Origin of the sequence: Edaphobacter sp. 4G125, from assembly GCF_014274685.1 — a bacterium.
GTDB lineage: Bacteria > Acidobacteriota > Terriglobia > Terriglobales > Acidobacteriaceae > Edaphobacter.
The window spans coordinates 901840-922500 of the sequence record NZ_CP060393.1; the positions used below are offsets into that span (position 1 = coordinate 901840).

The 20661-nt window shown below is 55.6% G+C and carries 21 protein-coding genes (1 of these 21 only partly in view); 10 read left to right on the top strand and 11 right to left on the bottom strand.

Annotated elements, in window-relative coordinates; genetic code table 11:
• The first annotated feature begins 13 nt into the window (after positions 1 to 13).
• Both H7846_RS03650 and H7846_RS03655 read left to right on the top strand, forming a co-directional pair.
• On the top strand, positions 14 to 1336 hold the full coding sequence (locus tag H7846_RS03650; protein WP_186695180.1) for a M48 family metallopeptidase: 1323 nt from the start codon (positions 14 to 16) through the stop codon (positions 1334 to 1336).
• A 48-nt stretch (positions 1337 to 1384) separates the two neighbouring features.
• A complete protein-coding gene (locus H7846_RS03655; protein ID WP_186695181.1) occupies positions 1385 to 1729 on the top strand; it encodes an HIT domain-containing protein in 345 nt (114 codons plus the stop codon).
• A 23-nt stretch (positions 1730 to 1752) separates the two neighbouring features.
• Here the strand turns inward: H7846_RS03655 and H7846_RS03660 are convergent, their stop codons facing one another.
• The gene (locus H7846_RS03660; protein WP_186695182.1) at positions 1753 to 2802 is read right to left on the bottom strand and encodes a response regulator; all 1050 of its coding nucleotides are present in this window, start codon (positions 2800 to 2802) and stop codon (positions 1753 to 1755) included.
• Between the two features lie 1001 nt (positions 2803 to 3803).
• Here H7846_RS03660 and H7846_RS03665 point away from each other — a divergent pair.
• A complete protein-coding gene (locus tag H7846_RS03665) occupies positions 3804 to 4463 on the top strand; it encodes an OmpH family outer membrane protein (protein ID WP_186695183.1) in 660 nt (219 codons plus the stop codon).
• Positions 4464 to 4546: 83 nt separating this feature from the next.
• A complete protein-coding gene (locus H7846_RS03670; protein ID WP_186695184.1) occupies positions 4547 to 5248 on the top strand; it encodes an OmpH family outer membrane protein in 702 nt (233 codons plus the stop codon).
• A 354-nt stretch (positions 5249 to 5602) separates the two neighbouring features.
• Here the strand turns inward: H7846_RS03670 and lepA are convergent, their stop codons facing one another.
• Positions 5603 to 7405 carry a translation elongation factor 4 gene (gene lepA / locus H7846_RS03675; RefSeq protein ID WP_186695185.1) on the bottom strand — a complete coding sequence of 601 codons (1803 nt, stop codon included), beginning with the start codon at positions 7403 to 7405 and terminating at the stop codon, positions 5603 to 5605.
• Positions 7406 to 7675: 270 nt separating this feature from the next.
• On the opposite strand from lepA, the gene H7846_RS03680 reads away from it, so the two are divergent.
• Both H7846_RS03680 and H7846_RS17890 read left to right on the top strand, forming a co-directional pair.
• The gene (locus H7846_RS03680; RefSeq protein WP_255460828.1) at positions 7676 to 9550 is read left to right on the top strand and encodes a transglycosylase SLT domain-containing protein; all 1875 of its coding nucleotides are present in this window, start codon (positions 7676 to 7678) and stop codon (positions 9548 to 9550) included.
• 156 nt (positions 9551 to 9706) lie between these two features.
• Positions 9707 to 10468, top strand: a complete 762-nt coding sequence (locus H7846_RS17890; protein ID WP_222597543.1) for a hypothetical protein — start codon at positions 9707 to 9709, stop codon at positions 10466 to 10468.
• A gap of 109 nt (positions 10469 to 10577) precedes the next feature.
• On the opposite strand, the gene H7846_RS03690 is transcribed toward H7846_RS17890, so the two are convergent.
• From H7846_RS03690 to H7846_RS03715, 6 genes are all read right to left on the bottom strand, one after another.
• Positions 10578 to 11120 (bottom strand): peroxiredoxin, encoded by a 543-nt coding sequence (locus H7846_RS03690; RefSeq protein WP_186695187.1) that lies wholly within the window; start codon positions 11118 to 11120, stop codon positions 10578 to 10580.
• 107 nt (positions 11121 to 11227) lie between these two features.
• Positions 11228 to 12109, bottom strand: coding sequence for an LpxI family protein (locus tag H7846_RS03695; RefSeq protein ID WP_186695188.1), 882 nt, complete (start codon positions 12107 to 12109; stop codon positions 11228 to 11230).
• A 40-nt stretch (positions 12110 to 12149) separates the two neighbouring features.
• Positions 12150 to 12935, bottom strand: a complete 786-nt coding sequence (lpxA, locus tag H7846_RS03700; protein WP_186695189.1) for an acyl-ACP--UDP-N-acetylglucosamine O-acyltransferase — start codon at positions 12933 to 12935, stop codon at positions 12150 to 12152.
• 5 nt (positions 12936 to 12940) lie between these two features.
• Complete coding sequence (gene fabZ / locus H7846_RS03705; RefSeq protein WP_186695190.1) at positions 12941 to 13453, bottom strand: 3-hydroxyacyl-ACP dehydratase FabZ; 513 nt, start codon at positions 13451 to 13453, stop codon at positions 12941 to 12943.
• A 68-nt stretch (positions 13454 to 13521) separates the two neighbouring features.
• Positions 13522 to 14373 carry a hypothetical protein gene (locus H7846_RS03710; protein ID WP_186695191.1) on the bottom strand — a complete coding sequence of 284 codons (852 nt, stop codon included), beginning with the start codon at positions 14371 to 14373 and terminating at the stop codon, positions 13522 to 13524.
• Positions 14374 to 14381: 8 nt separating this feature from the next.
• Positions 14382 to 15185: an SDR family NAD(P)-dependent oxidoreductase gene (locus H7846_RS03715; RefSeq protein ID WP_186695192.1), complete on the bottom strand. Its 804-nt coding sequence runs from the start codon at positions 15183 to 15185 to the stop codon at positions 14382 to 14384.
• Between the two features lie 89 nt (positions 15186 to 15274).
• On the opposite strand from H7846_RS03715, the gene H7846_RS03720 reads away from it, so the two are divergent.
• On the top strand, positions 15275 to 15670 hold the full coding sequence (locus H7846_RS03720; protein WP_186695193.1) for a DoxX family protein: 396 nt from the start codon (positions 15275 to 15277) through the stop codon (positions 15668 to 15670).
• 35 nt (positions 15671 to 15705) lie between these two features.
• Here H7846_RS03720 and H7846_RS03725 read toward each other — a convergent pair whose 3' ends face one another.
• On the bottom strand, positions 15706 to 16653 hold the full coding sequence (locus H7846_RS03725; protein ID WP_186695194.1) for an SDR family oxidoreductase: 948 nt from the start codon (positions 16651 to 16653) through the stop codon (positions 15706 to 15708).
• Between the two features lie 77 nt (positions 16654 to 16730).
• Entirely contained in the window at positions 16731 to 17978 is a 1248-nt protein-coding gene (gene tyrS / locus H7846_RS03730; protein WP_186695195.1) for a tyrosine--tRNA ligase, read from the bottom strand.
• Positions 17979 to 18040: 62 nt separating this feature from the next.
• Between tyrS and H7846_RS03735 the strand changes: the two genes are divergently transcribed.
• Positions 18041 to 18469 carry an MmcQ/YjbR family DNA-binding protein gene (locus tag H7846_RS03735; protein WP_186695196.1) on the top strand — a complete coding sequence of 143 codons (429 nt, stop codon included), beginning with the start codon at positions 18041 to 18043 and terminating at the stop codon, positions 18467 to 18469.
• Positions 18470 to 18553: 84 nt separating this feature from the next.
• Here H7846_RS03735 and H7846_RS03740 read toward each other — a convergent pair whose 3' ends face one another.
• Positions 18554 to 19495, bottom strand: coding sequence for a branched-chain amino acid transaminase (locus H7846_RS03740; RefSeq protein ID WP_186695197.1), 942 nt, complete (start codon positions 19493 to 19495; stop codon positions 18554 to 18556).
• A gap of 240 nt (positions 19496 to 19735) precedes the next feature.
• On the opposite strand from H7846_RS03740, the gene H7846_RS03745 reads away from it, so the two are divergent.
• The gene (locus H7846_RS03745) at positions 19736 to 20446 is read left to right on the top strand and encodes a MarC family protein (RefSeq protein ID WP_186695198.1); all 711 of its coding nucleotides are present in this window, start codon (positions 19736 to 19738) and stop codon (positions 20444 to 20446) included.
• Positions 20447 to 20490: 44 nt separating this feature from the next.
• Positions 20491 to 20661, top strand: partial view of a M48 family metallopeptidase gene (locus H7846_RS03750; protein WP_186695199.1) — the 5' end (the start) only. Its footprint extends 1323 nt past the window's final position; only the first 171 of its 1494 coding nucleotides appear in the window; its start codon is at positions 20491 to 20493; the stop codon falls past the right edge of the window.

Genomic DNA, 20661 nt, shown 5'->3' on the forward strand with positions numbered 1-20661 from the left:
CTCGGGAGTAAAAATGCGCCTTCGGATCCTTGTTTTTCTTCTCCTGCTTTCGGTTTCTCTCCTCGTACCTTCCCCGCTGGCGGCGCAGACCTCGGCGGAACCCACCACTCAAGTACAGACAGATTCCAATTCGCAGCAACATTCTGCCTATTCGCTTTCTCCGGAGAAGCTAGAGCGCGCGATTGCCTATTCGCGCATCCGCGTAATTCTGGATTTTGCCGGAAGCGGATGGGGAATTCTGCAGCTTATTCTCCTACTCGGATTGGGTGTCGTGGCCAAGATGCGCAACGTGGCGATTCATCTGAGCCGCAACCGCTGGGCCCAGGGATTTGCGTTCATCTTTCTTTTATTGGCTGTGACGACGGCACTTGATCTGCCACTGGATCTCTATGGCCATCATGCAGCTGTGGTCTATGGCCAATCGGTACAGGGGTGGGGAAGCTGGGCCTGGGATGCGGTCAAGAGCTTTCTGCTGACGCTAGTCTTCGGCGGGCTGCTGGTGATGCTGTTGTTCTGGGTGATTCGCAAGTCTCCGAGCCGGTGGTGGTTCTGGTTCTGGATTCCGGCGATGGTCGCCGTGCTGATTGGAGTCTTTGTCGCACCAGTGTTGATCGACCCCCTCTTCAATAAGTTTGAGCCGTTGGAGAAGACGAATCCTGCACTGGTCGAGCGTCTTGAAAAGGTCGTTGCTCGTGGCGGTATTCATATCCCGCCCGATCGCATGTACCTGATGAAGGCCAGCGAGAAGGTTACGACGCTGAATGCTTACGTTACGGGTTATGGAGCTTCGAAGCGAGTGGTGGTGTGGGATAACTCCGTCAACAAGGCCACACCGGACGAGATCAGTTTTATCTTTGGCCATGAGATGGGGCACTACGTCTTAAATCACATTCCGGCGACCCTGATCTTCTTAGGCATACTTCTGCTGGTGGAGTTTTACATAGGATTTCGTGGTGTGCGTTGGCTGATTGCTCGTTATGGAAGCCGCTGGAAAATTGCATCGCAGAACGACTGGGGAGCGCTGGTAGTACTTCTGCTGGTTCTGGCGGTACTGTCTTTTTTCAGTGAACCGATTGTGAATGGCTATAGTCGGATGCACGAACACGAAGCAGATGTCTATGGACAGGAGGCAATCCATGGAATCGTTAGCGATCCGCAGAAAGTTGCACAACAATCTTTTCAGCTTCTGGGAGAGCTCTCCCTGACCGATCCCAATCCGAATCCTTTTGTGGAGTTCTGGAGTTTCAGTCATCCTTCGGTTGCGAGCCGCGCAGCCTTCGCAGAAAAGTACAACCCCTGGGTCGCGGGTGGGCATCCGAAGTACTTCGCTAAATGAAGTCGCAGCAACGTAAAAACGAAGGACAAAAAGAACGAGAGACGAACGATGAATCCAGATTGCTTGTTTTGCAAGATTCTTGCCGGTCAGATCCCTGCAAACCGCGTCTATGAAGACGAGTACTGCATTGGGTTTCCTGATATCAATCCCCAGGCACCGACGCACCTGCTCCTTATTCCCAAGGAGCACATTGCATCTCAGGCAAAGGCCTTGGCCGAACACAAACCGCTTCTCGGACACCTGATGGCGGCCGCGGCAGATTTAGCGCGGGCACAAAAGTTGGATAAAGGATATCGAGTGGTGATCAATACTGGAGATGACGGAGGCCAGACGGTCCATCATCTCCATCTGCATCTTCTGGGCGGACGCCCAATGGCGTGGCCTCCAGGATAAAGAGGCCACACCAGGCGGCAGAATTACTGGTTGTAGTTGTTGTCGTCGTCCTCGGCGGTTCCATAACGTCGCAGAAGGTTGGGAAGATTCTGCGAGAAGGCTGCTCGTGGCATAACCGTATCGCAGCCGGCCTCTGTGGCCTTTGCCTTCAGATCGCCTTGGAGATGCGAGAGGAAACCGATGATCGAAGTCCCTTTCTTGAGCTTTGCCTTCAGCTTGGGGATCAGGGTCAGGGGCTTGGCGTTGGTGTTGTTCAGATCGAAGACGATGAGGCCGGGACGCTCTTCTTCATTCGCGCTGGTCAGCTGCGCGATGACCTCTTTATCGTTCTTCACAAAGGCGACCTTGACACCGAGTTTGCGTGAGGTCTCCTGAATCTTGGCCAGGAAGAAGAGATCTTCGATGAAGAAGAAGATCTTTGTGGGCGCATCTTCCGGAATAGGAATAGCGCGGCCCTGGGAGTAGTCAATAGGCTGGGAGTCGGTGGCGTAGAAGCCGCGTCCGTTGCCACCGGAACGCCGGGAGTTTCCGGTATCGATCGTGGAAGGTGGGGTATCGGCGAAGTTGCCGTTGACCTCGCGGTAGCTGTGGTCCATGGGGCCAACGAAGCTTCGAGCTCCGCGCTGCTGCTGTTTTCCACCCTTGGAGCGTTTGTAAGCGTTGTTGCCGGGTTGGTGAGAATCGCGGAAGCCACCGTTGCCGCTGTTGAAGTCGGCGTTGTTTCCCGGATTCTGGTCGGAGCCGCGCTGTCGATCCCGTCCGCGGAACTTCTTCTTCCAGCGCTTGCTTCCGCCCTGTCCCTGTTGGCCATTGCCCTGAAAGGGCTGGGAGGGAGCAGACGGGGCTGTGGCCTGAACCGTGGGAATCACATTGCTCTGTTCGCCGCTGGGCGAAGGGGAGACTGCTGCTTCCATCTTATTTTTGCGCTTTCTGCGCCGCCGGCGGCTGCTTTTGGATTGACCCATGCCTGGAGCGCTCGGCCCACCAGCATATTGTGACTCCCCGTCCTGGACAGGGGCCGCTGCGGAACCCTGGTGCGTCTGCACCTCGGGTACATTCTGCTCTGAAGTCATGCTTCCACTTCCTGTTGCGCCAAAGCGCAATTAGCGATTCACTCCCACGACAATGGAGCTTCTTCCTTCGTCTAGGGAGACGAAGAGAGGAGAACCAAACCCGTATTGCAGCGTCGGAGGAAACGATCTCAATTTGTACTCAAAACGGACTTCTCTTTTGCCGCTACCTGCCGTCGGCTCATGAGCTTCAGCCCGGACGACACGGAACGCCTGAAATCGGACGTTCCTTTTCACCCTTTCATTCCTTTTGAAACCTTGCCGGCTACGCCGGTCCATTCAAATCGAATGCCTCGATCACTTTAGAACGGTTGCGTCGGTACACAGAGTCGGAACCCACGACCAGTTCATGAGGCAAACACAGGGTATCCACAAAACCTTGTGCTTGGCAAGCACTCTATGTGGACACTCTTATTTTACCGGGATTCCGATACGATGTCCATTTATCTGATCGCGGACAGAAACGACAGAGCCACTTCCGTAGAAGCGGCTCTACCCAGAATGGCCAGTCACTGGCCTCCCATAAAGGGAACTCTGTGGAGTTCCCGCCACTGATCGTTTCGGCTGCACCGGCGTTGGATGAAGCTCGTGCCCAGAATCAGGGGGTGTTCGAATCTCAGCGCAGGGGCCTTGGACTACGAGACACATTCATGGAAAGAGCAATTTCCATTCCAAAGTAGGAAGCCTTATTTTGCAGGCAGTTTCGCGATTTTCGGTCGGACCTCTGTCCAGAAAATTGGGCATTGCCTTTGACGTGCTCCATATTTTGGGATTCGCGTATTGGTGGAGGTTTTGTTTGACCGTCTCAGTGCGCGGTCCTATAATCGACCTGTTCTGGCAGCCCTCTCGCTCACTGCCGGCGGTGACGCTGGATGGTCGAGGTATAGATGATGTGCATTAACACATCATCGAGCGGATGCAGGGCCATTGGCTCGAAAGGCAGCGATCCTGCACCTACGGCCGGATGATTTTTGCACGATCCCCGAAGGAGTACCGAACACCGCATGAATCGCAATGTTGTTTTTGGTTCCGCCCTTGCTGCGGTGTTAACCTCTGCCGCCAGTTTGGCGCAAGCCCCCGCGGCACAGACAGCCCCCGCTCCAGTAGCCCCCCAGGCGGTTCCCGCAAAGATCGCCATTATCGAATACGAACAGGCCGCTGCTGCAACCAACGAGGGCCAGCGGAGCCTCCACGAGATTCAGCAGAAGTATCAGCCTAAAAAGACTCAGCTCGACGCCCTTGCGGCGGAGATTGAGACGTTGCAGAAACAGCTTCAGTCTGCTCCGGCGACGATGACAGATGAAGATCGCGCCTCGCGTGCGCGAGCAATCGACACCAAGCAGAAGCAGTACCAGCGCGATGCCGAAGATGCATCCAATGCCTACTCCGCAGAAGTGCAGGAAGCAATTGGCAAGATTGCCCAGAAGCTTGGCCCTGTCGTTATCAAATATGTGCAGCAGAACGGCTACACAATGCTGCTCGACAACAACGGGCAACAACAGGGTGGTCTGACCCTGATGTGGGCTCCTGGAACGGATATTTCGCAAGCAGTAGTCGATGCGTATAACGCGTCTTCCGGCGTTGCCGCTCCTCTTCCGGCTGCGCCGTCGGCACCCCGCCCTCAGCCAACGGCTCCCACAGCGAAGCCAGGAGCGTCCAAGTAACTACGTCGGCAATTTTTGTATGATCCGCGAAGGCAGTTCTTCGCACTAACTTTGTACGATCCCGAAGGAGTATCAAACACCGCATGAATCGCAACCTTGTACTTGTCTCCGCACTTACCGCGGGACTGTCGACTGCCGCTGCGATGGCGCAGACGGCTGCAACCCCCGCTCCCGCCACCGCCGCTCCTGCGGCTGCTGCAACCAACACACCGCCACCGCCTCCGCAGGCCGTTCCCGCCAAGATTGCCCTGATCGCCTTTGAGCAGGCTGTTTTTGCCACTAATGAGGGCCAACAGGCAGTACAGACCGTGCAAAAGAAGTACGAGCCGAAGCGCCAACAGATCGAATCTCTGGGGCAAGAGGTCGATTCGTTGAAGAAACAGCTTCAGAGTGCTCCGGCAAGTTTGAGCGACGAAGAGCGTGCTACCCGTCTGCGTAACATTGATGCGAAGGAAAAGCAGCTCAACCGCGATGCGGAAGATGCCAACAACGCTTACCAGGCCGACCTGCAGGAGGCATATGCCAAGGTTGCCCGTAAGGTCTCGGCCGCTGTGCAGAGTTACGTTGCCCAGAACGGCTACACGCTGCTGCTCGATGTCAGCAACCAGCAGAACAGCAATGTGATGTGGGCCAGCCAAAACCCGAATATCGACATCACGCAAGCTGTAGTCACTGCTTATAATGCCTCTTCGGGTGTTTCAGCGCCTCCTCCAGCCGCTCCTTCAGCAGCCCGTCCTCACACCGCGGCACCGGCCGCTTCACATCCTTCCACGACCAAAAAGTAAAATCCGCTTATCTTACAGGGAGGGCCATTCAGGCCCTCCCTGTTTCTGTTTAAAGATTTTTGGGCGCAAGGACGATTTTCTGTGGAAATCCTGTGTATCGCTAGAACGGGGAGGTGCGGAGCAAACTTGAAAATCATCTTACGGGATGGGGTAATTTTCAAATATAAAATCTCTAACCTTTGCAGTTACGAGACTTATCCCGGTATTTTTCGGGATGGATCTCGACGTGCTTCATCTTGCTGTGGTTACAGGTAGAAATGACGCTTTCCACAGGGCAACGTTACGGGACTGTTACTGTGGTGTCGCTGTAAGTAGCTTGAGATGTTGACTTATGCAAAATATTGCAAGTTAAGATTACTCCTCGCCGACCTTGAGTACGGCAAGAAATGCCTCTTGAGGGATGTCGACTTTGCCAATCCGCTTCATTCTTTTCTTGCCCTCTTTTTGTTTTTCGAGCAATTTCCGTTTCCGGCTGATATCGCCTCCGTAACATTTGGCGATGACGTTTTTGCGCATCGCTGCGACGGTGGAGCGGGCAATGATCTTTGAGCCGATGGCGGCCTGGATAGCGACCTCGAACATCTGCCGCGGGATCAGTTCGCGCATCTTTTCGACCAGAGCTTTGCCGCGCTCATAGGCAAAGTCGCGGTGCACGATGATGGAGAGCGCATCGACGGGTTCTCCGGAGACGAGAATGTCCATCTTGACCATAGGAGAGATCCAGGTTCCGGCGAGATGGTAGTCGAGAGAGGCATAGCCACGTGAGACGGACTTGAGGCGGTCGTAGAAGTCGAGCACGATCTCGTTGAGAGGGAGCTCGTAGGTTAGCATCACACGAGTCTCGGAGACGTACTCGAAGTTCTGCTGGCGACCGCGCTTGTCTTCGACGAGCTTGAGGATACCGCCAACGTATTCCTCGTTGGTGAGGATCTTTGCGGTGATAACGGGTTCTTCGATCTGCTCGATCTCGCTGGGGTCGGGCCAGCGGGAGGGATTATCAACCTCGACCATGGAGCCGTCGGTCAGGGTGATCTTGTAACGCACGCCGGGCGCGGTGGTAATGAGGTCGAGGTTGTACTCGCGCTCAAGGCGCTCCTGAATGATCTCGAGGTGGAGAAGACCGAGGAAGCCACAGCGGAAACCGAAGCCGAGAGCGGCGGAAGACTCGGGTTCGAAGTTGAAGGAACTGTCATTGAGACGCAGCTTCTCAAGTGCATCGCGCAGAAGACTGTGCTCGTGCGAGTCGACCGTATAGAGTCCGGCGAAGACCATGCTCTTGATGTCTTCAAAGCCGGGAAGCGGCTCAGCGCAAGGGCGCTCGACGTCGGTAATGGTGTCGCCTACCTTAGTGTCGGAGACGTTCTTGATCGTGGCGACAAAGAAGCCGACCTCACCAGCCGAGAGCTCGCTGAGCTCAACCGGCTTCGGAGTCATGACTCCCATGCTCTCGATGTCGAAGATCTTGCCGTTCGACATGAGCTTGATGCGCTGACCCTTTTTCATGCGACCGTTGATGATACGGGCCAGTACGATGACGCCACGATAGGGATCAAACCAGCTATCGAAGATGAGCGCCTGCAACGGAGCTTCGGCGTCTCCTTTTGGCGGAGGAAGCAGGTGTACGACGGCTTCAAGAATCTCATCGACATTCTGCCCGGTCTTGGCTGAAACAGGGATGGCATCGCTGGCCGGAAGTCCGACGGACTTCTCGATCATCTCTTTGGTGCGCGCGATATCGGCGCTGGGAAGATCGATCTTGTTGATGACGGGAAGAATCTCGAGTCCATTGGAGATGGCGAGATAGGCATTCGCCAATGTCTGTGCTTCAACGCCCTGGGATGCGTCCACGACAAGCAGCGCGCCTTCGCACGAAGCCAGAGAGCGCGAGACCTCGTAGCTGAAGTCCACATGGCCCGGGGTGTCGATCAGGTTCAACTGATACGTTTCGCCGTCCTTTGCTTTGTACATCATGCGGACGGTATGGGCCTTGATGGTGATGCCGCGTTCGCGTTCGAGATCCATTGCGTCCAGCACCTGCGCCTGCATCTCGCGTGCGGTCAGCGAGCCGGTCAGTTCAAGCAGGCGGTCCGACAAGGTGGACTTGCCATGGTCAATATGCGCGATGATCGCGAAATTTCGGATGTGACTGGGATCCATACAGTACGAGTTAATGCCTCAATCTAGAGTGGAGTTCCTGATGCTATACAACGGAAAAAATAGAAGAAAGCCGTTTTCCTTGATAGAAAACGACATTAACAACCGTGACTCACTTTGCCACCTCAGGAAACCACTCAATCGATGATATCAGCGCAACGACTCTACGCGGCTAAGGTTTCGCAGAACAATCCCGACGACGGCTCAGGTTTTTACATTTCGTACGTCATACAATGAGCAGGAACAATGCATTGGTCGAAAAGGAACAGTAGGGTGCAGCGCTGGCTGCTGCTAACAGCATGTGCGCCGTTGGTTCTGCTTGCAGGATGCCCGCAGGACAAGGCGAATCAAGCTGGCGCACCGGGAAAGATTCCCGCGCAGGCGACTGCTCCTGCTACAAAGACAGCTCCTGCTACGAGCAGCGCGCAGACGCTGCCACACACGACGGCCCAGACGGTAGAAGATTCGACCAAGGCCTATAAAGCACAACAACTGATTACCCGGGTCGAGCAGGTTTATCGCAGCGGCGTTGAGAACTATCGCGCCGGCCATCTGGAGGCAGCACGCGCTGACTTTGATTCCGCAGTCGATCAGATGCTGACTAGCGGCTTGGATCTTAAAGGCGATCCGCAATTGAGCGATGAATTTGAGCATCTTCTCGATGCGGTGAACTCTCTGGAGATTGCAGCCCTAAAACAGGGGAATGGTTTGTCGCCGACGATTGAGGCAGCTCCACTGGATGCCGCCAATGAGGTGACCTTTCCTTCGAATGCGGAACTGACAGCACAACTCAATGCAGAACTGAAGACGACCCAGTCGGACTTTCCTCTTGTGGTCAATGATTATGTCGCCGGCTTTATCAGTTACTTTACGAACTCCTCTGCGGGCCACGCACATCTTCTGCGTTCTCTGGAACGCGCAGGCAAATATAAAGACATGATCTCGAAGATTCTGCGTGAGGAGGGAGTGCCGCAGGATCTGATTTATCTTGCAGTCGCTGAATCGGGTTTCCAGCCGCAGGCACTGAATGCCCGTTCGGGAGCAGGAGGCATGTGGCAGTTCATGCCTTTTGCTGGAGCCTACGGGCTTACGCGCAACGGGTGGGTCGATGAGCGTTTCGATCCGGAGAAATCTTCGCGCGCCTACGCACGCTACATCAAATCGCTCTACAACCAATTTGGCGACTGGTATCTCGCGATGGCAGCCTACGATTGGGGCCCAGGGTACGTGCAGCGTGCGGTCATGAAGACCGGCTACGCAGATTTCTGGGAGTTATATCGTCGTGGAGTATTGCCGGGTGAGACCAAGAACTACGTTCCCGGAATCATCGCTGCCATCATCATGGCGAAGAACCCGCATCAATATGGGCTGGATAAGATCACGCCGGATGCTCCGGTGATCTCCGATACGGTCACGACCGATTATGCGATCGATCTTCATCTGGTGGCCGATCTCACTAATGCATCTCTCCAGGAGATCGTTGCGCTGAATCCAAGCCTGCTGCGGATGAGCACACCGCAGGATCTTTCCTTCGATCTGCATATTCCCACCGGTACGAGGGACGCTTTCCAGGAGAGGGTGAAGGAGATTCCGGAAGATAAGCGATCCAGCTGGCGCTTCCATGTTGTGAAGGCTGGCGAATCGCTCGACTCAATCGCAACGCTCCTACATGCACGGTCTGCCGAGATTATTGAAGCGAACGATCTCAAGGCAGGCGACAGCGCCGCGGAAGGTGACGAACTCGTTATTCCCGTGACCGTTGCGGCAGCCGCGCGCGCGCAGCATTACACGGCACGCCGCGGAGACACGCTCGTTACGGTTGCAGACCGCTTTGGGGTTTCGGTCGAAGACCTGCGCCGTTGGAATCGCCTCTCGTCCAACACGATCCGGCCGGGACATGTGTTGCGTGTCGCAGAGCCGGTAAAGCTGGCTCCGAAAGGTCGCGCGCATAGCAGGAACTCGACGAAGAAAGGCTCGCAGCATGTCACTGCATCCTCCTCGAAGAAGAAGACGACGCACAGTTCTTCTAAGGCGGCATCGACAAAAGCTACGCGCAGCTCTTCTGCATCTGCACACAACGCTCCCGCGAAATCGTCCAAAACAATATCGAAGTCCTCTTCCAAATCGAGATCAAAAGCTACACGATAAGTTTCGTCATAAAAAAGAATGCTTGCTATTGCTGGCATACAGAGGCATCCTGTTGCTAGAATCTCGTGCCAGGATTGAAAGTGAATCTTTCATCTGCACGAATGAGAGAAGAGATTGCGGCAGGGATAAGTCAAAGCAGCCAGAGGATGAGTGATCATGATGTTTGAGGATGAAACAATCAGGTTCTATGCAGCGGCCGCCGACGAGAATGATTATGATGACGACGATCTTGGCCGCCGTTTTCTCGAAGATGAAGAAGAGGAAGAGGTACTCATCTCTTCCGATGATGATGACGATGATCTCGGTCGTGGAGGGCGGGGTGGTCTCTTTGGTGAAGAGATCGAGGATGAAGATCGCGCCGAAGACGCAAGGATCTTTGCTGCGCCTCCAACGACAACAGCTCCTTATACTCCTGCGGTTCGCGAATCGGTGATTCCGGTTAGCGAGCCTGTACGGGAAGTGAAAAAGCCAGCGGCCAGAAAAGCTCCTGCAAAGAAGGCCGCGGGAAAGAAGACAACGGCGAAGAAGACTTTGAAGGCCCCTGCGAAGAAGGCAGTCAAAAAAGCTGCTGGAAAGAAAGCGGCGAAGAAGGTGCCTGCGAAGAAATCCGCCAAGAAGAGCGTGAAGAAATCCGCTCCGACAAGATCTGCCGCGAAGAAGGCCGGGACCCAGCGCGGCGGGAAGAAAGTCGTCTTGAAAAAGGCGACTCGCAACAAGGTCTCGGTAAGCAGTAAAAAATCAACGAAGAGAGGTACTACTCACTTGGCAACGAAGAAAGCAGCAAAAAAGGCAACGAAGAAGGCTGTAAAGAAGGCCCCTGCGAAGAAGGCAGCTAAGAAGGCCGTGAAGAAGGCCGTCAAGAAGGCTCCTGCAAAGAAGGCGGCCAAGAAGGCTGTGAAGAAGGCAGCCAAGAAGTAAACACGATTTACTAAAGGCAAGCAAAAAGGCCCGGTCTGCTCCTCGTGAGCGCCCGGGCCTTTTTGCGTCTGGAGGAATTAATTCTTCAAAACATAATTCCTGCCTGGATTTACTTCTTATTGGCTGCGATCTCTGCCAGAACCTCTTCGCTGTGCTTCTGCACATCGACCTTAGGCCATACCTTTACAACCTTGCCTTTGGGAGAGATCAAAAATGTCTGTCGGCTGGCGAACTTCATGTCTCCATGCGTCATCACAGGAACGCCATATTCGTCGACCACCTTGTGATCGGGATCGGCAAGCAGCTTAAAGCTGAAGGTATCCTTGGCGCACCATGCTTTGTGACCTTCAACGGTGTCGAGGCTTACACCCAGCACAACGGCGTTTGCAGCGTCATACTTTGGCATGTCGCGCTGAAAGTTATGGGCCTCAATGGTGCAGCCCGTCGTCTGGTCCTTTGGGTAGAAGTACAGCACGACCCATTTGCCCTTGTAGTCGCTCAGACTGACTGGTTTGTCCTCTTGCGAGGGAAGAGTAAAGTTCGGGGCGGTTGCTCCCGCCTGTACCTCGTCGGTTGCGGCGTGTGCCTGTATCTTGAACCCGCACGTTGCAACCAGAGCCACTGCTACTGCGATCCACATTCCTTTGCGCATCTTCGTTCCCCTTTTGTAAGCACGAGCTTGTAGACGAATGCCTGTCGGTTTGACGCGAGCAGCCACCCTCGCGCAACAAGAATTTTACTCCTCAGGTGACGAATGGCTTATTCCGCCACGATGGCGATACCGGCCTGGTCGGCTGCGGTCACGATGGCGGCGGGATCGAACATCAGCGTTCTCCCCGCTTCCAGAGCAAGGCAGGTAGCTCCGGCCCGCTGCATGGTCTGGATGGTGGGAACACCAACGACAGGGACATCGAAGCGCATGTCCTGGTTGGGTTTGGCGACTTTAACCACAGTGAGCGAGCGTCGTAACGTGGTAGTTTCGGTGCTGTGTTCGCGTACGGCATCTTCGATGTCCAGGGTGCGAAAGAGAGATCCTGCACGCTCAATCGTGGCATCTGTGCCTTCCATGGCTTCGATGGCAACACAGGCTTGTGCAGCTACGACGACGGTCTGGCCAAGGTCGTAGCCGGCGATAGCACGAGCGATGGTACGCCCATAGACGATGTCTTTCTGCTCCTGCTCGTCAGGGGGGCGCCGGGTGAGTACGCCCGGTTTGGCCAACAGCGGCTCCAGGAACTGCGTGGAGGAGATCAGCTCGATGCCTTCGTCGCTCAGCACTTTGGCGACTGCGCCTAGCAACATGTCAGTCGAGCGCGTGCGCAGGTTGAGCAGGAGTTTGGCCAGCCGCCAGTCCGGACGAATGCTGGAGAAGATCTGCTTGTGCTTCACCTGCCCTGCCATTACGGCACGGCTTACGCCTTCGGCATGAAAGGTCTCAATCAGACGCGAGAGCTCGCCGAGCGACATCCAATGGACCCGCACATTGGGATCGGCCGCAGCCCGTGCGTTTATGGCCAGATCAGTCTCTTCCTTGATGGCGGCGACAATCACGGTCAAGCCGTGAGCACGCGCAGCGTCAAGTAGGAGAAAAGGGAAGCGGCCGTTGCCTGCAATCAGCCCCAACCGCTCATTCGTCACCATAGCTTTAGGATATCGTCTGCGTTGGAGCAAGCATGACGGATTATTTGATAATTCCGCGTTCACTCTTTGCGATGAAGTCGGCGAGATAAGCGACCTTTTCTCCAAACTCACCTGAGGCAACCTTCTCCTGGATGGCAACAAGAGCATCGGTCGTATTGAGCTTTGAGGCTTGCAGCAACTTATAGGCAGCGCGTAGCTGTTTGATCTCTTCAGGGGTGAATCCCTTGCGCTCGAGCCCTACCTTGTTGATCCCGTAGGCGTGGTTGTTCCGTTCGATGCTGGTTAGCGAATAAGGCAGCACATCTTGCGTGATGGTCGTTCCGCCACCGACATAAGCGTACTTTCCAATCGTGCAGAACTGGTGGACGGGATTCAACGCGCCGACCGTGGCGTAGTCCTCCACTGTGACGTGGCCGGCGAGTGTTGCTGCATTCGCCAGAATTACGCCATTCCCGATGATTGAATCGTGCCCAATGTGCGTGTACGCCATGATTAGGCAGCCGGAGCCAATGCGAGTAACTCCGCCTCCGCCTTCGGTGCCACGCGAGATGGTGACGTACTCACGGATGTCGTTTTTGTCGCCGATTACAAGTTGGGTCGGCTCGCCTTTGTATTTCAGGTCCTGCGGAGCGATTCCGAGGCAAGCGAAGGAGAAAACGCGGTTGTCATCTCCTATGGTCAGGTGGCCATCCAGTACAACGTGAGAGACCAGTTCGCAGCGCTCGCCGAGCACGACGTTCGGTCCGATCGTGCAGAACGGCCCCACCGTACAGCTCTCCGGGATCACAGCCCCTTGTGCAACGATCGCAGTCGGGTGGATACTCACGTGGGCTAGGCCTCGGCTTTCTTTGCAGCACGTGGAACCAGAGCGCACATGACGGTGGCCTCGCAGACGACCTTGCCATCGACGGTCGCCGTACCCTGCATCCTCACTGCGGTGGAACGCCAATTCAATACCTTGACCTCAATGCGGACCTGATCGCCAGGAACAACGGGTTTCCGGAACTTTGCGGAGTCGATCCCGGTGAAGACCATCAACTTGTTGTCGCGATCAGGAATCTCAGTCAGCAGCAGGGCTCCGCCGGCCTGGGCGATGGCTTCGACCATGAGGACGCCGGGCATGATGGGGTAGTCGGGAAAGTGGCCCTGAAACTGAGGTTCGTTGAACGAGACGTTTTTGATGGCGACGATGCGCTGCTTCCGCTCGATCTCGACCACACGGTCAATTAAAAGAAAGGGGTAGCGGTGGGGGAGGATGGACATGATCTCGAGGATGTCCATGGTCTGCTTCGCCTCCGGCGTCTCGGCTGCCGGGAGCGTAGAAGTTTCAGTCGATTCAGTCATGACAGCCCTGAGTATAAACCGCGGATCGCGGGAGGATGCGGGGTAACCGGTAAACGCGGGATAGCCGGTTACTTCTTTTTGAGCAGGTTGTCTGGATTGAACAGGTCGGGTGATAGGTTCTGGTTGTAGGTCACCTTGGTCAAAAAGCGTTGGTTGACCATGTCGCCATTCCGATAACGGGTAACGTTGTAAGGCGTGGGAATCCCCTGGACAGTGTGGTAATCGTCGTAAGTCTCCGCTTCTTCGTCGAAATCGTTGAACGTTTCGTTGCGCCACCGGAAGGTGCGTCGCAGGGGCAGGTGGGTCGTGGCGTCCAGCTCGAGAGTGACGGCATCATTGTTGGCGCTCAGAACAGAGACTTTGTCGGCGATTCGACGCTCGACCATAGTGGTTCCTTCAGCGAGGATCATGACGCCGGGGGCTTTAATCCAGTTGCGCACGATGCTCTCGATGGAGTGGTCTTGCCGTCGGTAGTAGTCAGCCACCTGGTCCTTCGGCAAGGTGGTCTTCCCTTTGTAGGTCACTTCGTAGCCGTTGCCGTTGGTCCAGATCTGTACGACATCGATTTTCTTACCGGGCACAATCATGCCTTTAGGAGTCAGAAAGCCGATACGTTCGGCTCCGCTCTGAGCTGCATCGGGAAAGCGTCGCCAGCCGGTGTATTCGATGACCGTGCCGTTGGGGGCTCCCCGGTAGAAAGCTGCCGTACGACCGGAGACCTGCATGTCCTTCCGGTTCAGCCATACTTCGCCTCCAAGGGCTTCGACCATCTCGTCGAGCAACTTCTTTCCTACCTGCTCTTGGGTTGAGCCTTTAGGTTCTGACACAGCCGCGCTTGGAATTGCGCTGGCCTGTGCGTAAAGAGCAGAGGGGATCAGGAATCCGAGTAGGACAAGCAAGGCAACAAAAGATTTCATCATCACTCCAGTTAACCCACCAGCACGGCGCCGCCGTTGACGTTGAAGATTTCGCCTGAGATAAATCCCGCCAGTGGCGTGCATAAAAACAGGATAGGGCCAGCAATTTCTTCGGGCCGTGCAACGCGACCGAGGGGAATCGTGGCCAGCACTTTTTTTGACGTCTCTGGGTGCATGAGGGCAGCGGCGGACATCTCGGTATCAACCCAGCCCGGGGCAATACAGTTGCAATAAATTCCATCGCCGGCCAGTTCGCTGGAGAGACTTTTCGTCAAACTGACCAACGCTCCCTTGCTGGCGGCGTAGTCGACATGAAAGGCCTCGCCGCGTTGGGCAGCGGTCGAAGCAACCAGAACGATGTGCCCACGGGCTCCTGTAATAGGTGTTTGCTGCTGCATCTGGGCGACGGCTGCACGCACCAGGCCGAAGGTGCTGTCGAGATTGATTGCAAGCGTGGAGCGCCATTGATCGTCGCTCATGGAACTTATGGGAACGTCGTAAGGAGGCCATACACCGTGATTGACGACGAGGCAGTCCAATCTGCCGAAGGCCTGTACTGCGGAGCGAACCAAAGTTGCACCGTCAGCCGGAGATGCCAGCTCCTGTTGAGCGCATTGGCAAAGCTCAGTACCGCCGCATTCCGCAGCCAGAGAAAGGGCCTGTTCCTGTGCAGAGCGGTAGTTGAAGAAAACCCTGGCTCCAGCCTGACGGAACATCCTTACCGCGGCCGCACCGATGCCTCGCGAACCGCCTGTAATCAGAGCCACTTTTCCGGAGAGCGAGAGCGAAACGCCCTCTTCGGCTAACTTTTCCATACGCTGACGCTACTGAAATCCTCTATGATGGTGCAACTCTTGCTTCGCCGTCTTACGCAGTCCAGTTCACCTGCAAGGAGAATTGCTTCGTGAAGATCGCCGTGCTCATCGCTCGTATCTTGCTGGGGCTTATATTTACCGTCTTCGGCCTCAATACCTTCTTCCACTTCTTGCCGATGCAGTTGCCGCCTGGCGACGCCGGAACGCTGATGGGGATCATGTTCAAGTATGGATGGTTTACGTTTATCGGCATACTTTACGTGATTGCAGGAGTCCTGCTGCTGATCGGACGTTATATCGGCGTGGCCCTCACCATCCTTGGCCCAATCATTGTCATTATTCTGCTGTATCACATCACCATGGATCCAAAGGACATCGGTCCAGGGTTGTTTGCTGCTCTGCTTGAGATATTTCTCATCTATGCTCACTGGCATCATTTCGACGATGTCTGGCTAAGCGGTAAAAATCCATCGACTGGCGTATAGAAGTGAACTAGAACGATTGCGTGCGCTGGAACTCTCTATGGGAAATTGACCCCGGTCATCTGGCGGCATTCTTCCCATAGACGAGCGGCGGACGCTTCATCTTTGGCATGAGGAGCGATCTTTGCTGGCCCAACGACCTCTCCACGCATCTCGTCGTATCCTTGTGGCCCGTAGTAGCCGCCGTTCGCCGCATCGGGTGAGGTTGCAGCATAGAGTGTGGGGAGAGCCCCCTCTGCTTCGTCGTTGAGAAAGGTGCTGATTCCGTATCCGATTACAGTGCGAAGGGCCTTGATCAGAGTGGAACGTCCTTCTGTACGGAAGAGAGCCGTGGAGGCGACGCCGGGATGTGCTGCAACACTCCGGATTGAGGAACCTGCCGCACGAAGGCGACGACCCAGCTCCAGCGCAAGCATCAGGTTTGCCAGCTTAGATTGCTGGTAAGCGCGCAGGGGAGAGTATTCCTTCGCCGAGTGAAGATCTTCCAGGTTGAGTAGCGTGCGTTTGTGGGCAATCGAGGCAATGGTTACGACGCGGGGTGGAGCGGCGGATTCCTTTGCTGCCTGTTCGAGCGCGGGCCAGAGGAGCCCCGTCAGGGCAAAGTGGCCCAGCACGTTGGTTCCGAATTGCATCTCGAATCCATCAGGGGTGAGAGTGCGTTGCGGAACCGCCATAACTCCAGCGTTGTTGATGAGAACGTGCAGGGGGCGGCGACGTTCCAGTTCTTTTGCTGCAAAATCACGAACGGAGGCGAGCGATGCGAGATCGAGTGTTGCAACTTCAGCGCGAACTCCGGGAGCTTCTTCGCGAAGACGAGCCAGAGCAGCTTCCGCTTTCTGTGGGTCGCGGCAGGCGAGAATCAGCTCCGCGTCTTTGCGCGCGAGTTTCAGTGCGGCGTAAAACCCGATGCCACTGTTGGCACCGGTGATCAGGAAACGCCGCCCTGAGAGCAACGGAATGTACTCAGCCTTCCATGAGCCACTCATCAGTAAGGTTTTGGACGCTCTGGAGTTATAGGAGTTGCAAATTTTGCTTCAAATAATTCCAAGTCGAAGAGTTGTGATTAAACCCATTCAACCCGCACAGCGCGTTTTCCCAATCGTAGTACTGGATTAGAACCCAAAGTCTCCAGCGAGATCGCTCGTTCGGAGAACTTTGTTCCATTGATGCTTACGGCGTTTTCGTTGAGTTTGCGAGTCGCCTCACCAGTAGATGCAGCCAGTCCGGTGAGTTGGAGCAGTTTTGGCAGACGAATAGCATCCCCCTCGGGAGCAACGAGGCCATCGGTGTCCCGTGCGATTTGAACGACAGGGACATCCTCGCTCACAGCGCGTTGCTGGAACTGCGTAGCCCAATTAGCTGCTGCCGCATCGGCTGCCTCCTGCGAGTGGAAATCACGAGTAATGCTGTGGGCGAGGTTCTTCTTTGCCTGCATGGGATGAAGCGCGCCAGAGGTCACATCGGCCTTCATCTCGTCGATCTGTCGTTGCGAGAGATCGGTGAGAAGGGTGTAGTAGCGCCACATGAGCTCGTCGGAGATGGACATGAGCTTGCCGTACATCTCGGCGGGCGGTTCGTGGATCCCGATAGCGTTGTTCAGGCTCTTGGACATCTTCTGTACGCCATCGAGGCCTTCAATGATGGGCATCATGAGGACGATCTGGGGCGGTTGACCGGCGTCACGCTGTAGATCGCGTCCGCGCATCAGGTTGAACTTCTGGTCGGTGCCGCCGAGCTCGACATCGGATTCGAGCGCGACCGAGTCGTACCCCTGCACCATGGGGTAGAGAAGTTCGTGGATGTGGATAGGCTGTTCGGCGTCGAAGCGGCCGTGGAAGTCTTCGCGCTCCAGCATCTGGGAGAGCGTGAATTTGGCGGCGAGTTTGATCATTCCGGCTGCGCCGATTTTGTTGAACCACTCAGAGTTATAGCGAACTTCAGTCTTTTGGGGATCGAGAATCTTGAAGACCTGATCCCTGTAGGTTGCGGCATTCGCGTCGAGTTCTTCCTGGGTGAGAAGTTTGCGAGTCTGGCTCTTGCCAGTGGGATCGCCGATGAGGCCGGTGAAGTCCCCGATGAGAAAGATGACAGTATGGCCCAGCTGTTGGAAATGACGCAGCTTGCGGATCAGTACGGTATGTCCGAGGTGGAGGTCAGGGGCCGTGGGGTCGAAGCCTGCCTTGATGCGCATGGGCTTACCGGTGGCGATGGACTGCTGAATGCGCTCTTTGAGAGCCTCCATGGGAATGATCTCGGCTGCACCTTTGGCGATGAGATCGAGCTGGTCTTCAACGGATGGAAATGTCGGCATGATCTCTTTCAGTATAAAGATTGCTCCGAAGATCCACGGAGGTCCTGCCTATACTCAGAGGCATGGATGCCGAACAAATGCGCAAGCTGTTGCTGGAGATGCCGCATGTAACCGAGACCATGCAGTGGGGCGCCAAGCTGGTCTTCTGGGTCGGTGATAAGGTGATCGGCGGCAAGATGTTTGCTCTGGTGAACCTGGAGGGCGATGGAATGGCCGTGATTTCCTACGCCGCTGGACCAGAGCGATATCCCGAGCTTCTGGAAAGAGAAGGGATTCGGCCTGCGCCATATCTTGCACGAGCATACTGGGTCGCAGTCGAACGATGGGGCGTGTTTCGTCAGGACGAATGGAAGGAAGAGATGCAGGCTGCACACGCGTTGATTTCCGCAAAACTACCGAAGCGCACGCGGGACGTGCTGGCGATGCCCACAAGAGAACGTCAACGGCTGATTGTAGAGAGAAAAGCGTCGTACGCGAAGACAGCATCGTAGGCTCACGGGGGCGATCGATCAGCAAAGTTAAACACAAAGAGGCAACCCATTGGGCTGCCTCTTCTGCTATAGGACCGTGTTTGCTTATACGCCGACCGGTTCCGCTACCTTGACATTGACCGGCGTTAGCCAGTTGTAGCGATCTTCCTTCAGTCCGTTCACGATGCCGAAGAACTCCTCGTGCAGAGCGGAGGTGATCGGGCCCATCGAGCCATCGCCGACCAGGATGCGATCGACGGAGCGGAGGTGCGTAACTTCTGCAGCGGTTCCGGTGAAGAATGCCTCGTCGCAGATGTAGAGAAGCTCGCGCGGAAGCGCCTGCTCGACAACCTCGATTCCCAGTTGACGCGCCAGCGTGATAACTGAGTTGCGGGTGATTCCGCTAAGGACTGAGTTTGCCAGAGGAGTGGTGTAGAGGACTCCATTGCGCACCAGGAAGAGATTCTCGCCCGAACCCTCGGAGAGATAACCATTCACATCAAGCGCAATGCCCTCGGAGTAGCCATTGACCTCGGCCTCCATGCGGATGAGCTGCGAGTTCATGTAGTTGGCTCCAGCCTTCGCGAGCGAGGGCATGGTGTTGGGAGCCAGACGCGACCACGAAGAGACGCAGACATCGGCGCCTTCGTTTCCAGGAACATACTTGCCCCAGGGGAAGTTCGCAATGTAGACGTCGATAGGAGAACGTAGCGGATTGACGCCGATTTCGCCGTAACCACGGAAGGCGATGGGGCGGATATAGCAGGGAGCGATCCCGTTGGCCTCGATGACGTCGACGACTGCTACGGAGAGCTGCTCAACCGTGTAGGGCAGAGGCATGCGGTAGATCTTGGCCGAGTCGGCCAGGCGCTGCATGTGCTCCTGCAGGCGGAAGACACCTGCGCCTTTGGGCTGGGTATAACAGCGGATTCCTTCAAAAACAGAGGATCCGTAATGGACGACATGGCTCATCACATGGATTTGGGCCTTGTCCCAGGGGATCAACTGTCCGTTATGCCAGATGTTTGCTGTGGTTTGAATGGGCATGTGGGCTCCTCGCGTAGAGATTCCATTATAGCGGCAGCCGGAGAGCGTTTGAAGGAGCTTCGTCCCATGAGAATAGGGAAAAATTCAAAGAAAACCGGTATTCGAGCGTTGAAATACGATTACTCCCTGGCAGGTCATTAGAGAGAATTCGATCCTTAGTTACGCTGATTGGGCATGATGATTGGTTGTTTTGAGATGCATTTTTGAAGCGGCAGGGAATCGCGCCCATGAAAGAATGTGATGGTGATCTTTGAGCCGCATTCTCCGGTGAGCTTCTATGGTCTGCAGCACTCAGTTTATGTACGGTTTTCCGTGCTGGCGCTCAGTTCGATCTTCTTTCTGGTCGATCCCTTTGCAGCGTTGCCCACGTTTCTGGCGGTGACAGCGGGTTCTAGCACCGCACGTCGCAGACGGATGGCGCGTAAGGCCTCGTTGACGGCCCTGATCTTTCTGAGTGCGTTTGCCTTAGCAGGCCAGTACATCTTTCGAATGTTTGGGATTACGTTGCCGGCGTTTGAGATTGCGGGTGGCGTGATTCTGCTGCTGATTGGGCTGGACATGCTCGAGGCCAAGCGCTCACCGACGCAGGAGGCCAGTGGAGACGCGGAGGAGGCGGCCAGCAAGGAGGATGCGGGCATCGTCCCGTTGGGAATCCCAATGCTTGCGGGACCAGGCGCAATTGCCAGCGTGATGGTGCTGGTGGGGCAGGCCCAGACGAAATGGCAGATGGTGGCGATTCTTGCATCCATCTTTATTACGGCGGTGATCTGCTACTTCGTGCTCGGTAACTCGGATAAAGTGGCGCGCGCCCTGGGAGAGACGGGGATCCGCATCCTGGTGCGCATCATGGGTTTGCTGCTGGTTGCGCTGGCAGTACAGTATTTCGTAAATGGAATGGCCGATCTCGGCGTGATCGCAAAGCCAGAGTCGTTTGGCCAGGCAGGGATGTAGTTGTTGCAGGTTTGCAGGGATTGATACGAGAAGGTGGTTGAGACATGCTGCGAAACAGATATACAGCTCGGCTGGTGATGACGGTAGGGATCCTGCTTGCGGGGACAACACAGGCGGCATGGGCCCGCTTTCGGGTTCCTCCGCCCTGCAAGAACGTGATGTCCGTCGAGCAGGAGCAGACAGAAGGCGCGAAGTACGCGGCTGAGATCTTCAAG

Excerpts from the sequence above, each read along its gene's own strand:
- H7846_RS03650 (WP_186695180.1), top strand. The coding sequence starts at position 14 with ATGCGCCTTCGGATCCTTGTTTTTCTTCTCCTGCTTTCGGTTTCTCTC.
- H7846_RS03655 (WP_186695181.1), top strand. The coding sequence starts at position 1,385 with ATGAATCCAGATTGCTTGTTTTGCAAGATTCTTGCCGGTCAGATCCCT.
- H7846_RS03660 (WP_186695182.1), bottom strand. The coding sequence starts at position 2,802 with ATGACTTCAGAGCAGAATGTACCCGAGGTGCAGACGCACCAGGGTTCC.
- H7846_RS03665 (WP_186695183.1), top strand. The coding sequence starts at position 3,804 with ATGAATCGCAATGTTGTTTTTGGTTCCGCCCTTGCTGCGGTGTTAACC.
- H7846_RS03670 (WP_186695184.1), top strand. The coding sequence starts at position 4,547 with ATGAATCGCAACCTTGTACTTGTCTCCGCACTTACCGCGGGACTGTCG.
- lepA (WP_186695185.1), bottom strand. The coding sequence starts at position 7,405 with ATGGATCCCAGTCACATCCGAAATTTCGCGATCATCGCGCATATTGAC.
- H7846_RS17890 (WP_222597543.1), top strand. The coding sequence starts at position 9,707 with ATGATGTTTGAGGATGAAACAATCAGGTTCTATGCAGCGGCCGCCGAC.
- H7846_RS03690 (WP_186695187.1), bottom strand. The coding sequence starts at position 11,120 with ATGCGCAAAGGAATGTGGATCGCAGTAGCAGTGGCTCTGGTTGCAACG.
- H7846_RS03695 (WP_186695188.1), bottom strand. The coding sequence starts at position 12,109 with ATGGTGACGAATGAGCGGTTGGGGCTGATTGCAGGCAACGGCCGCTTC.
- fabZ (WP_186695190.1), bottom strand. The coding sequence starts at position 13,453 with ATGACTGAATCGACTGAAACTTCTACGCTCCCGGCAGCCGAGACGCCG.
- H7846_RS03710 (WP_186695191.1), bottom strand. The coding sequence starts at position 14,373 with ATGATGAAATCTTTTGTTGCCTTGCTTGTCCTACTCGGATTCCTGATC.
- H7846_RS03715 (WP_186695192.1), bottom strand. The coding sequence starts at position 15,185 with ATGGAAAAGTTAGCCGAAGAGGGCGTTTCGCTCTCGCTCTCCGGAAAA.
- H7846_RS03725 (WP_186695194.1), bottom strand. The coding sequence starts at position 16,653 with ATGAGTGGCTCATGGAAGGCTGAGTACATTCCGTTGCTCTCAGGGCGG.
- tyrS (WP_186695195.1), bottom strand. The coding sequence starts at position 17,978 with ATGCCGACATTTCCATCCGTTGAAGACCAGCTCGATCTCATCGCCAAA.
- H7846_RS03735 (WP_186695196.1), top strand. The coding sequence starts at position 18,041 with ATGGATGCCGAACAAATGCGCAAGCTGTTGCTGGAGATGCCGCATGTA.
- H7846_RS03740 (WP_186695197.1), bottom strand. The coding sequence starts at position 19,495 with ATGCCCATTCAAACCACAGCAAACATCTGGCATAACGGACAGTTGATC.
- H7846_RS03745 (WP_186695198.1), top strand. The coding sequence starts at position 19,736 with ATGGTGATCTTTGAGCCGCATTCTCCGGTGAGCTTCTATGGTCTGCAG.